Genomic DNA, 10,699 nt, shown 5'->3' on the forward strand with positions numbered 1-10,699 from the left:
CTTCTGCAGGCCGGAGGCGGCAGCAGGAGAACGCGGATCGATATCAGAGACAGCCACGCCGGTGACTGGTTCGGTCGTGGTGCTGAGCTTGGCGCCTTCCAGGGCCGGGTGCAGCGCGCTGGCGAGGATCTCGCTGTCATCTGCTTTCTTCAGGATGACCTTGACGGTTTGTTCCTTGCCATCACGGATGAGGCCCAGGGAAACCTGCTTGTCGGCCCCCATGGTCGCTATCTTGGCGCGCAACTCACCGAACGAGCGGATGGCTTTGCCATCTATGCTGATGATGATGTCGCCAGCCTTGATGCCGGCCTTGGCGGCGGCAGAGCCGGGCATGACCTGGTTGACGAAGGCGCCATCCTTCTTGTTGTAGCCGAAGGTCTTGGCGATCTCTGAGGTCAGCTCGGTACCCGTAATCCCCAGCTGGCCACGGCGTACTTCACCGAACTTGACGATCTGTTCGGACAGATCCCGCACCATGTTAGAGGGGATGGCGAAGCCGATGCCGATGTTGCCACCGTTCGGGCCCAGGATGGCGGTATTGATGCCGATCAGCTCACCGCGCAGGTTGAGCAGGGCGCCACCCGAGTTACCGGAGTTGATGGCTGCATCGGTCTGGATGAAGTTCTCCAGATTTTCGATGTTGAGGCCGCTTCTGCCCAGGGCGCTGACGATGCCGGAGGTGACTGTCTGGCCCAGGCCAAACGGGTTGCCGATGGCCAGTGCATAGTCGCCGACTCGCAATTCGTCCGAATCGGCAAATTTGATCTGGACCAGATCCTCTGCCTTGATTTGCAGCAGCGCGATGTCGGACTGCCTGTCTTCACCTATCTTCTTGGCCGCGTATTCACGACCATCTTTCAGGTTGACCTTGATCTCGTCCGCCTCGTGCACGACGTGGGCGTTGGTGATCACGTAGCCCTTCTTGGCATCTATGATGACGCCTGAGCCCAGCGCCTGGAAGGGCCGCTCGCTCACCTGCTCACCAGGCATGTTGGGGCCGAAGAAGAAGCGGAATTGTTCCGGCAGACGCTGGCGGGTGATTTTTTTGCCAGAGACCGAGATATTGACCACAGCTGGCGTGACCTGTTCGAGAACCGGCGCCAGGCTCGGCATCTCCTGGTTGTTCGCCAGCAAAGAGGGCAGCGCAGCCTGTACCGGGGTCGCTGACATAGCGATACCGACACTGAGGGCTAACACACTGAACACAGAAAGAGGTTTACGCATATGAAAAACGGCTCCCAGAAAAAGTTGCAATGCAATCGTCAAGGTCTGACCACGATACAGCGCAGTTAGTTCCGCAAAGAACTAGCTGGACTGCTTGAGCAAACCGGACGCGCCAGCATAGTCACGGGGCGGGATACCGGGTTCTTCGTTGACCTGGGTATCTGCGTTATCGTCGAGCAGCGCTTCGCGGAATCGCGGCTCCTGTGCCTTGGCCAGGAATTTGCTCTGTTCCGCCATGTGGCGATAGAGGGTCTGATACTGCTCGGCCAGTTGCTCCATCAGGGCGGCGCTGTCGGCAAAGTGGGTATTGATCTGGCCCTGGTAGTTTTCCAGCTCCGAGTGTGCTTTTTTCAGCTCTTGTTCCAGACGTCCTGCATCCCGGCTGCGCACCGTGAAACGACCGATGATGATGCCGATAATCAAGGCGGCGACAGCCAGCAGGATCCCATTTAACAGACTCATAGATGCTCCTTATTACAGCTAAATCAATGTGTGTTGATGCGGCCTGGGTGGCCGCTACGCCTTGATGGCACTATACCGTGCACCCCGAGAGCGTGATACCATTTTGTCCTTTGTTCAGGGACTTGGAGGCGGTTGACAGGATGACCCCGCAGCAAAAATATCAGCAGGATTTGCAGCGCCCCGGCTTTGTGGCCGACCCGGCCCAGGCGATGGCCGTGACCCGCCTGGAGCGACTCTATCAGGATTTGTGCCAAAGCCCGACTCCGACCAGATCCCGCGGCCTGTTGGGCTGGTTGCAAAAGCCCAAGGCCCAGGAACCTGTCCTCGGGTTATATATGTGGGGTGGAGTGGGCAGAGGCAAGACCTGGTTGATGGATACTTTTTTCGAAAGCCTGCCGGGGACGGGAAAACTGCGTATCCACTTCCACCGTTTCATGCACAGGGTACACGACGAACTCAAGGGGCTGACCGGTCAGGCCGATCCGCTCAAGCTCATCGCCAGCAAGCTGGCCAGCGAGATAGACGTCATCTGTTTCGATGAGTTCTTTGTCTCCGACATCACGGATGCCATGCTGCTGGGGACCTTGTTCCAGGAGTTGTTCGGGCACGGTGTGGTACTGGTGGCCACCTCGAACATACCACCACAGGATCTTTATCGAAATGGCCTGCAGCGAGCCCGTTTTCTGCCTGCCATCGCATTGATCGAGCGTCATTGCGAGATACTTAACGTGGATGGCGGGATCGACTATCGCTTGCGTACTCTGGAGCAGGCTGAGATTTATCACTCTCCGCTGGATCAGCAGGCAAAAGCGAATCTTGATCGTTATTTTCAACAGTTAACCGGGTCGGAAGAGGCTCGTGCGGGCAGTGTCGAGATCAACCATCGTCAATTGACGTCGCTGGGGATGGGAGAAGGGGTGCTCTACATGGAGTTCGAGCAACTTTGCTGCACTCCGCGCTCACAGGGCGACTACATAGAACTGGCACGACTGTTTCACACCGTGTTGCTGGCCAATGTGCAGCCCATGGGGGCGGGCACGGATGACGCGGCTCGCCGCTTCATCGCCATGGTGGATGAGTTCTATGAGCGGCACGTCAAACTCATTATGTCGGCGGCTGTCTCCATGACAGAACTCTACGGGGACGGGCTGCTGAATTTCGAATTCAAACGTTGTCTTTCACGGCTTCAGGAAATGCAATCGCACGAATACCTTGCCAGAGTGCACCTTCCTTAGTCACAATACCGCGCCTGCCAGTCGGATGGGCATCTGCGGCAGGTAGGGCCGGGCGACATTTGCTAGCTTCATGGCAGTGAAATTAGCAGGTGATATTTAAGGCAACTTCACTTATAATCGCCCGGCCCACGTTACAGCTGTCGATAAGGCAGCAACACTTTAAGCTTTACTTGTATTCGAAGGGGTACAGGTAGGCCATCGTTTGTTGTTTGTGGGAGAGCCCCCATAAGCAATTGGGTCTGTAACAGGTAATTGGGTTTAACTTAATGAAAACTTTCGTTGCCAAGCCAGAAACCGTAAAACGTGACTGGTACATTGTGGACGCAGAAGGTAAAACTCTGGGTCGTATCGCAACCGAGATCGCTTCTCGTCTGCGTGGTAAGCACAAAGCTGAGTACACTCCGCACGTTGACACCGGTGATTACATCATCGTTGTAAATGCTGAGAAGGTACACGTAACCGGTAAGAAATTTACCGACAAAATGTACCATGCTCACTCCGGTTTCCCGGGTGGTATCAAGTCAATCAGCTTCGACAAGCTGATCAAGCGTAAGCCGGAAATGGTAATCGAAGCTGCTGTCAAAGGTATGCTGCCGAAGGGTCCTCTGGGCCGTGCCATGTTCCGTAAACTGAAAGTTTACGCAGGCGCCGAGCATGCTCATGCTGCTCAGCAACCTCAAGTACTGGATATCTAATCGGGAACTGGCAACATGGCAGAAAATCAATACTACGGTACCGGCCGTCGCAAAAGCTCCACTGCTCGCGTGTTTATCAAAGCGGGTAGCGGTAAAATCATCATCAACCAACGCTCCCTGGAGCAGTACTTCGGCCGTCCGACTGCCCGCATGGTAGTTCGTCAGCCGCTGGAACTGGTTGAGATGACCGAAAAACTGGATCTGTACATCACCGTTAACGGTGGCGGCATCTCCGGTCAAGCTGGTGCAATCCGCCACGGTATCACTCGTGCTCTGATGCAGTACGATGAGACCCTGCGTGCCGAACTGCGTAAAGCAGGCTTTGTTACTCGCGATGCCCGTAAGGTTGAGCGTAAGAAAGTCGGTCTGCACAAAGCTCGTAAGCGTCCGCAGTACTCCAAGCGTTAATTCGCTTTTGGTACGCACTCTCACGAGTGTCAAAAAAGCCTGGCCATGTGCCAGGCTTTTTTTATTGGTAATATTATTTACGCCAATGCTAACACCACGTCACAAAAGACAAATATTTGTGTATTTATTGTTTTTGCCCTTCGCTTCTCTTTCTTGTCAAGTTGTTATCTTTTCTTTAAAATTCCCTCGGTTTTTCTGTGACAATTGTAACTCCGCTTCCGCCGCTGTTGTCACGGAAGAAAGGGGAACAGGGACACAATAAGAATGTGCGGAGTCCACATGGGAGAGTTTTTGGATGAGCAATGCGCCAGTTGATACCGGTCGCCGCAGATTTCTTACCTGGTCAACGGTCGCCGTTGGTGGGGTAGGAGCTGCTTTTACCGCAGTGCCGTTTATAAAGTCATGGAACCCGAGTGCCAAAGCCAAAGCGGCGGGTGCTCCGGTTGAAGTGGATATCAGTAAGTTGGAACCAGGTCAGCTCATTCGCGTTGAGTGGCGAGGCAAACCGGTCTGGGTGGTAAAACGTACCGAGCAGACGCTGGATGCCTTGGCTGCTCATAATGACAAGCTGCGCGACCCAGCCTCCGACGAACCCCAGCAGCCCGACTATGCCCACAACGAGCACAGGTCCATCAAGCCGGAAATCTTCGTTGCCGTCGGTATTTGCACCCATCTGGGATGCTCTCCCTCCTATCTGCCGGACAGCTTCGGTGAACAGGTTCAGGGCGTGACCTCCGGATTCTTCTGCCCGTGCCATGGTTCCAAGTTCGACATGGCTGGTCGAGTGTTCCAGGGGGTGCCTGCACCTTTGAACCTGGTCATTCCGCCGTACCAATATCTTAGCGACACCACCATCCTGGTCGGTGCCGACGGCAAGGAGGCTTGACCATGTTTGCCAAACTGATGGGCTGGATCGACGATCGCTTCCCGCTCACTGCCATGTACAACGACCATATGGCCAAGTACCCGGCGCCAAAGAACCTGAACTTCTGGTACATCTTCGGCTCGCTGGCCATGCTGGTGCTGGTCAACCAGATTATCACCGGCATCTGGCTAACCATGAACTACAACCCCTCTGCAGAAGGCGCCTTTGCCTCCGTAGAGTACATCATGCGGGATGTGGACTATGGCTGGTTGTTGCGCTACATGCACTCCACAGGCGCGTCTGCGTTCTTTGTGGTGGTGTATTTGCACATGTTCCGCGGCATGATCTACGGCTCCTACCAGAAGCCGCGCGAGCTGCTGTGGATCTTCGGCATGCTGATCTTCCTCTGCCTGATGGCCGAAGCGTTCATGGGCTATTTGCTGCCCTGGGGTCAGATGTCATTCTGGGGGGCCCAGGTTATCATCTCACTGTTTGGCGCCATCCCGGTGATTGGCGACGATCTGACCCTGTGGATCCGTGGTGATTATGTCATCTCGGGTGCGACCCTTAACCGCTTCTTCGCCCTGCATGTCATCGCACTGCCGCTGGTGCTTGTGATGCTGGTGGTCATGCACATTCTGGCGCTGCACGAGGTGGGCTCCAACAACCCGGACGGCATCGACATCAAGAAGCACAAGGACGAGAAAGGCTGGCCGCTGGATGCGGTGGCATTCCACCCTTACTTTACCGTGAAGGACATGATCGGGGTGGCAGGCTTCCTGTTCCTGTTCTGCGCCGTCATCTTCTTCAAGCCGGACATGTGGGGCTATTTCCTCGAAAAGCCGAACTTTGAAGTGGCCAACGGCCTTAAAACCCCGGCGCACATTGCCCCCGTGTGGTACTTCACACCCTTCTACGCCATTTTGCGTGCGGTGCCGGACAAGCTGCTGGGCGTCATCATGATGGGTCTCTCTATCCTAGTGCTGTTCCTGCTGCCCTGGCTGGATCGCTGCAAGGTGCGCTCAGTGCGTTATCGCAGCACTCTGCACAGGCTGAACATCGCCCAGTTCGTGGTCTGCTTCGTCATTCTCGGTGTCCTCGGCGTGTTGCCATCGACCCCGACCCTGACGCTGATTGCCCAGATCTGTACCCTGGGTTATTTCGGGTTCTTCGTCCTGCTGTTCTTCTACAGCAAGAACGAACGCACCAAGCCGCTGCCGGAGAGGGTGACATTTAAATGAAAAGAATAATTTTTGCAGTGCTGACCCTGCTGCCAGCGCTGGTGTTTGCCAATACCGGTGCCGTGCAGCTGGACAAGGCCAACTATGACTTGAACGACAAGGCGTCCCTGCAGCGTGGTGCCACCACCTTCATGAACTACTGCTTTGGCTGCCATAGCACCCAGTACCAGCGTTACAACCGGGTTGCGGCAGACATAGGCATTCCGGAAGACCTGATGGCTGCCAACCTGATCGTCAACGGTGCCAAGATCGGTGATCTGATGGAAAACTCGGTTTCAGAGCAGGATGCGGCCAAGTGGTTTGGTGCGCCTCCCCCCGATCTGACACTGGTGGCGCGGGTGCGAGGTGCAGACTGGATCTACACCTATCTGCGCTCCTTCTACGTGGACGAGACTCGTCCGTTTGGTGTGAACAACGTGGTGTTCCCGTCGGTGGGTATGCCCCACGTACTGGAGCCGCTGCAAGGCACGCCGCGTGCCGAGTTTGCCACTCATATGGTCGATGGGGTGGAAACCCAGCAGGTTGTCAGTGTCAAATCTGACGGCAACGGTGAAATGAATAACGAAGAGTATGATCAGATGGTACTGGATCTGGTAAACTTCTTGGTCTACTCGGCTGAACCGGTACAACAGGAGCGCGAACGCATGGGCTTCTGGGTACTCGGATTCATCGTGATCTTCTTCATCTTCACTGTGCTGTTGAAGAAGGAATTCTGGCGCGACGTTCACTAAGCGACCAGATCCGGGTAATATAATGCACGGCAATGAAGACCAAGATGCTTCATTGCCGTTTCTGCTTTTTAATGACGGGAGGGTTCAATGGCTGTAGCTGCCAATAAGCGTTCGGTAATGACGCTGTTTTCCGGTGCCAACGATATGTTCAGCCATCAGGTGCGCATTGTCCTGGCGGAGAAGGGTGTTAGCGTAGATATTTGCCAGGTTGACCCAAGCAACCTGCCGGATGAGCTGGCCGAGCTGAACCCGTACAACACAGTACCGACTCTGGTCGATCGTGAGCTGGCACTGTACACCTCACGCATCATCATGGAGTATCTGGACGAGCGCTTCCCGCACCCGCCCCTGATGCCCGTTTACCCGGTAGCCCGTGGTAACAGCCGTTTGATGATGCATCGCATCGAGCTGGACTGGTACTCCCTGGCTGACAAGATCATGGCGGGTACTGACGTGGATGCGGCACGCGCCGAGCTGCGAGACAACCTGCTGGCCATTGCGCCCATCTTCGGTGAAATGCCCTATTTCATGAGCGAAGAGTTCGGTCTGGTCGACTGCTATATGGCCCCGCTGCTGTGGCGTCTTCCGAGTCTCGGCATTGACTTCGCCGGCCGTGGAGCCAAGGAGCTGAAGGCCTACATGGTTCGTCTGTTCGAGCGTGAATCCTTCCAGGCTTCCCTGACTGAAGCCGAGCGCGAGATCCGTGCTGGCGTATGAGCATGGAACCGACAATGACACCCAGTCGCCCGTATCTGTTACGGGCGTTCTTTGACTGGTTACTGGATAACGAGCTGACCCCGCATCTGGTGGTCAACGTCAATATCCCTCATGTGATGGTGCCGATGCAGTTTGTCCAGGATGGACAAATTGTGTTGAACATAGCGCCGCGTGCGGTGGGGCAGTTCCACATGGACAATGAAGCCATCAGCTTCAGCGCCCGTTTCGGTGGTGTCTCCCAGCAGGTTTATATCCCGATGGCGGCCGTGCTGGCCATTCATGCCCGGGAAAATGGCGTGGGTACCCTGTTCCCGCCCGAGCCGGGTTACGACCTTTGGCTGGAGCAGGCCGAAGCACCGGCTGAGCCTGAGCCGGAACCACCGCGTCCGACTGGTCGTCCGACGCTGAAAGTCATCAAATAAAAACGCAGCCAGTTGGCTGCGTTTTTTTATAGCGGTTTGCTCGTCGCTCAGTTCTGGGCGAACTCGAAAGCCTTGATAACGCGCTTCACGCCGCTGACGTGGCGGGCTATCTCAACGGCTCGATCCCCTTCCTGACGAGTGACCAGGCCAATCAGGAACACCTCGCCATTCTCGGTGACCACCTTGACCTTGGCGCTGTCGAAGTTCTTGGCTCCCAGCATGTCTGCACGGACTTTGGAGGTGATCCAGGAGTCATTGCTGCGAACCCCTATGCTGACCGGCTGGCCGAGGCGCAGTTCGTTGTAGACGTGGCGTACACCGTCGATGCGGGCCACTATCTTGCCTGCTTCGAGTTTGTAAGCGTCAGAAGGTGTCTGACCGACCAGTAGCACACGGCCGTTGTTGCTGTAGACGCTGATCTTGCTGGCCGCGCTCAGCGGCTTGTTGTCGGCCAGCAGGTTGGCCGCTTTCAGCTCTATGGCCTGATCGCTCCACTGGGCCCCCAGGGTGCGGCGATCGCCGGAAGCCTTGGCAGTACCGGCGGCACCGCCCACCACCACGGCCGCGCAGCCTTGCAGCAGCAGGGTGCCGGCCAGCAGGCCGAGCAGGAGAGTTTGCTTCTTCATGGTTTCAGTCTTCCTGTTGCGGGAAAAGAGTCTGGTCGATGAGGTCACACAGGCAGTGCAGGGTCAACAGGTTTACTTCCAGAATGCGGGGGCGACGGGCGGATGGCACCCGGATCTCCACATCGTTGGGGCCGAGCAAGCCGGCGATCTCGCCGCCGTCACCGCCACCCAGCACGACTATCGTCATGTCGCGGGAGAGCGCGGCTTCGGCTGCCTTGATCAGGCTGCGGCTGTTACCCGTGGTGGTGATGACCACCAGGATGTCGCCGGGTTGACCCAGAGCCCGGATCTGCTTGGCATAGACCTCCTCGAAGCCATGGTCGGTGGCGATGGCGCTGATGGTGGCCATGTCGGGGGTCAGTGCCATGCCGGGCAGGGAGGGGCGCTCTGTCTCGTAGCAGTTGACCAGCTCCGAGATGAACAGCTGGGCCAGCGCCGCAGAAGGACCATTACCGCACGCCATCACCTTGTGGCCATTGAGCAGACAGATGGTCAGCATCTGGGCCGCAGTATGGATAGCGTCCGGCAGCGCCTCGGCGGCGGCAATCTTGGTCTGGATGCTTTCGGTGTAGTTCTCTTTGATGCGGTCAGTCATAGGGTCCTCTTAAAATGCGTTCTGGATCCAGTCTGGCTGGTCTCCCTCGAACGCAATCACATCGAATCGGCAGGCCTGGCTGGCCTCGTTGATGGCATGTTGCTTGAAATAGTGGCGCGCTGCCAGCACGATCTTGTGCTGCTTGCGCCGGGTGACTGAGCTGGCTGCTCCGCCATGGCTGGTGTTGGCGCGGTAGCGGACCTCAACAAACACCAGGGTTTCCCCCTGGCGCATGATGAGATCGATTTCGCCCCCCCGACAGCGGTAGTTGCGGGTCACGGGTTGCAGACCTCGGGCCTGCAACCAGCGTTCCGCTACCTGCTCAAAGTGCGGCCCCTTGCTCGTCGGTGACGGGAACAGGTTCTGCCACTGCTGGCTCATCCGTGCCAATAGACCCTTCATCGGAGGCTCCCTCTAGCTGGGGCATGGCACTGTCACTGACCAGCTTGCCGTTCTGGTAGGTGGCCCAGTCCAGTACCCGCACTATGTTGCCACTGGCGTCCACGCTCAGCTGGCCACTCATGCCAGGCTGCTGCATGGCATTGACCTTGCGCATCTGCTGCAGGTTTTCCGCCAGGCTGACGGCATCGTAACCGAGCGCGAACAGGCGTAGCAGGTCACCCTGGGTCTGTGGCCAGAGCAGGGCAATTTGCTCCCGTTGTTTCTCGTAGCCACCCAGCAGCAGTGGCATGTCGGAGATATGCATGCTATTGAGCTCGGAGGCAACCTCTGTGGTGGCGCTGTCGTAGCCACGTGAGCTGCTGTAGATGGGCAGACTGCCCATGGGATTGACCGAGATGTCCACATAGGGCTTGATCATCCGGGTCTCCAGGCTGTTGGCGACCACATAGACCACATCTATGCTGCGCGGGGCTGCGGCTGAGAGTTGCACCACTTCCCCGGCCCGGGCGGTCGAGCGGCCGCTCAGGGCATTTTTGACCATCCCCTGCACCTCGTTGCGGGCACCGAAGGTGGCCACGACCGGCGGGTCCTGGCTCACGGCGGCCCATGCCTGCTCAAACGCTTTGATGCTGCTGTAGCCGATCCGCCCTTGGGCGGCGATCAGCAACGGCTTGCGATAACCCTGACCGTAGAGATATTGCGCGGCCTGGGCCGCATCGGCGGCAGCCGAGAGGGAAAAGTAGAAGGTGTTGTCGTTGACGATCGGCTGGTCCAGTTCGTTGAGCGCCAGCACGGGGACGGTCGGATTGGACTTGAGCAGCTCCTCGACCCTGTCCTTGAGCAGCGGGCCTATGATCATGTCGGCCCCTTCCTGAATGGCCTGCTTGTAGAGCTCGCCCATCGTCTTGGACTGGGTGTCGTAGAAGTTCAGGGTGAATTGGCCCTGATTTTCCTTGTAAGACATCAACATGCCGTTGCGAATGGCGGCGCCTTGAGGCTCCAGATTACCGGAGAGCGGCAGGAACACGGCGATCTGTTGCAGTGTATTGAGGTTGCTGGTTGCCAGATCACCCAGA

14 protein-coding genes are annotated in these 10,699 nt (G+C 57.1%); 8 read left to right on the forward strand and 6 right to left on the reverse strand.

Annotated elements, in window-relative coordinates:
* Positions 1-1,224 (reverse strand): Do family serine endopeptidase (locus AAC083_RS07945; RefSeq protein ID WP_108536275.1); only part of this gene is annotated, 1,224 nt, incomplete at its 3' end.
* Positions 1,225-1,305: 81 nt separating this feature from the next.
* Positions 1,306-1,686 carry a YhcB family protein gene (locus AAC083_RS07950; protein WP_042039073.1) on the reverse strand — a complete coding sequence of 127 codons (381 nt, stop codon included), beginning with the start codon at positions 1,684-1,686 and terminating at the stop codon, positions 1,306-1,308.
* Between the two features lie 140 nt (positions 1,687-1,826).
* Here AAC083_RS07950 and zapE point away from each other — a divergent pair, with 140 nt between their 5' ends.
* The 8 genes from zapE (at position 1,827) to AAC083_RS07990 (ending at position 8,000) form a co-directional block, all read left to right on the forward strand.
* Positions 1,827-2,921, forward strand: coding sequence for a cell division protein ZapE (gene zapE / locus AAC083_RS07955; protein ID WP_108536271.1), 1,095 nt, complete (start codon positions 1,827-1,829; stop codon positions 2,919-2,921).
* Between the two features lie 266 nt (positions 2,922-3,187).
* Positions 3,188-3,616, forward strand: a complete 429-nt coding sequence (gene rplM, locus AAC083_RS07960) for a 50S ribosomal protein L13 (RefSeq protein WP_042039071.1) — start codon at positions 3,188-3,190, stop codon at positions 3,614-3,616.
* Between the two features lie 15 nt (positions 3,617-3,631).
* Entirely contained in the window at positions 3,632-4,024 is a 393-nt protein-coding gene (gene rpsI, locus AAC083_RS07965; protein WP_042019610.1) for a 30S ribosomal protein S9, read from the forward strand.
* 295 nt (positions 4,025-4,319) lie between these two features.
* Positions 4,320-4,910, forward strand: coding sequence for a ubiquinol-cytochrome c reductase iron-sulfur subunit (gene petA / locus AAC083_RS07970; protein ID WP_108536272.1), 591 nt, complete (start codon positions 4,320-4,322; stop codon positions 4,908-4,910).
* 2 nt (positions 4,911-4,912) lie between these two features.
* A complete protein-coding gene (locus tag AAC083_RS07975) occupies positions 4,913-6,130 on the forward strand; it encodes a cytochrome b (RefSeq protein WP_042039069.1) in 1,218 nt (405 codons plus the stop codon).
* Positions 6,127-6,861, forward strand: a complete 735-nt coding sequence (locus AAC083_RS07980) for a cytochrome c1 (RefSeq protein WP_042039068.1) — start codon at positions 6,127-6,129, stop codon at positions 6,859-6,861. The genes AAC083_RS07975 and AAC083_RS07980 overlap by 4 nt, the downstream gene beginning before the upstream one ends.
* A gap of 87 nt (positions 6,862-6,948) precedes the next feature.
* On the forward strand, positions 6,949-7,578 hold the full coding sequence (gene sspA / locus AAC083_RS07985) for a stringent starvation protein SspA (RefSeq protein WP_005314352.1): 630 nt from the start codon (positions 6,949-6,951) through the stop codon (positions 7,576-7,578).
* Complete coding sequence (locus AAC083_RS07990) at positions 7,575-8,000, forward strand: ClpXP protease specificity-enhancing factor (protein ID WP_042039067.1); 426 nt, start codon at positions 7,575-7,577, stop codon at positions 7,998-8,000. Before sspA ends, AAC083_RS07990 begins: the two co-directional genes overlap by 4 nt.
* 47 nt (positions 8,001-8,047) lie before the next feature.
* On the opposite strand, the gene dolP is transcribed toward AAC083_RS07990, so the two are convergent.
* The 4 genes from dolP to AAC083_RS08010 all read right to left on the reverse strand — a co-directional run.
* Entirely contained in the window at positions 8,048-8,626 is a 579-nt protein-coding gene (dolP, locus tag AAC083_RS07995) for a division/outer membrane stress-associated lipid-binding lipoprotein (RefSeq protein WP_042039066.1), read from the reverse strand.
* Positions 8,627-8,630: 4 nt separating this feature from the next.
* Entirely contained in the window at positions 8,631-9,221 is a 591-nt protein-coding gene (locus AAC083_RS08000) for a D-sedoheptulose-7-phosphate isomerase (RefSeq protein WP_005305871.1), read from the reverse strand.
* A gap of 9 nt (positions 9,222-9,230) precedes the next feature.
* Positions 9,231-9,602, reverse strand: coding sequence for a YraN family protein (locus tag AAC083_RS08005; RefSeq protein ID WP_181364686.1), 372 nt, complete (start codon positions 9,600-9,602; stop codon positions 9,231-9,233).
* Positions 9,544-10,699: penicillin-binding protein activator (locus tag AAC083_RS08010; RefSeq protein ID WP_146181617.1), on the reverse strand; the 1,156-nt coding region annotated here is incomplete at its 5' end. The genes AAC083_RS08005 and AAC083_RS08010, both read right to left, overlap by 59 nt.

The organism is Aeromonas sp. HMWF014 (assembly GCF_963878295.1).
Taxonomy (GTDB): Bacteria; Pseudomonadota; Gammaproteobacteria; order Enterobacterales; family Aeromonadaceae; genus Aeromonas; species Aeromonas popoffii.

Bases quoted from the DNA above. Each gene is read 5' to 3' on its own strand.
- AAC083_RS07975 (WP_042039069.1), top strand. From the start codon at position 4,913: ATGTTTGCCAAACTGATGGGCTGGATCGACGATCGCTTCCCGCTCACT.
- zapE (WP_108536271.1), top strand. From the start codon at position 1,827: ATGACCCCGCAGCAAAAATATCAGCAGGATTTGCAGCGCCCCGGCTTT.
- AAC083_RS08005 (WP_181364686.1), bottom strand. From the start codon at position 9,602: ATGAGCCAGCAGTGGCAGAACCTGTTCCCGTCACCGACGAGCAAGGGG.
- AAC083_RS08000 (WP_005305871.1), bottom strand. From the start codon at position 9,221: ATGACTGACCGCATCAAAGAGAACTACACCGAAAGCATCCAGACCAAG.
- AAC083_RS07980 (WP_042039068.1), top strand. From the start codon at position 6,127: ATGAAAAGAATAATTTTTGCAGTGCTGACCCTGCTGCCAGCGCTGGTG.
- dolP (WP_042039066.1), bottom strand. From the start codon at position 8,626: ATGAAGAAGCAAACTCTCCTGCTCGGCCTGCTGGCCGGCACCCTGCTG.
- rpsI (WP_042019610.1), top strand. From the start codon at position 3,632: ATGGCAGAAAATCAATACTACGGTACCGGCCGTCGCAAAAGCTCCACT.
- rplM (WP_042039071.1), top strand. From the start codon at position 3,188: ATGAAAACTTTCGTTGCCAAGCCAGAAACCGTAAAACGTGACTGGTAC.
- petA (WP_108536272.1), top strand. From the start codon at position 4,320: ATGAGCAATGCGCCAGTTGATACCGGTCGCCGCAGATTTCTTACCTGG.
- sspA (WP_005314352.1), top strand. From the start codon at position 6,949: ATGGCTGTAGCTGCCAATAAGCGTTCGGTAATGACGCTGTTTTCCGGT.
- AAC083_RS07990 (WP_042039067.1), top strand. From the start codon at position 7,575: ATGAGCATGGAACCGACAATGACACCCAGTCGCCCGTATCTGTTACGG.
- AAC083_RS07950 (WP_042039073.1), bottom strand. From the start codon at position 1,686: ATGAGTCTGTTAAATGGGATCCTGCTGGCTGTCGCCGCCTTGATTATC.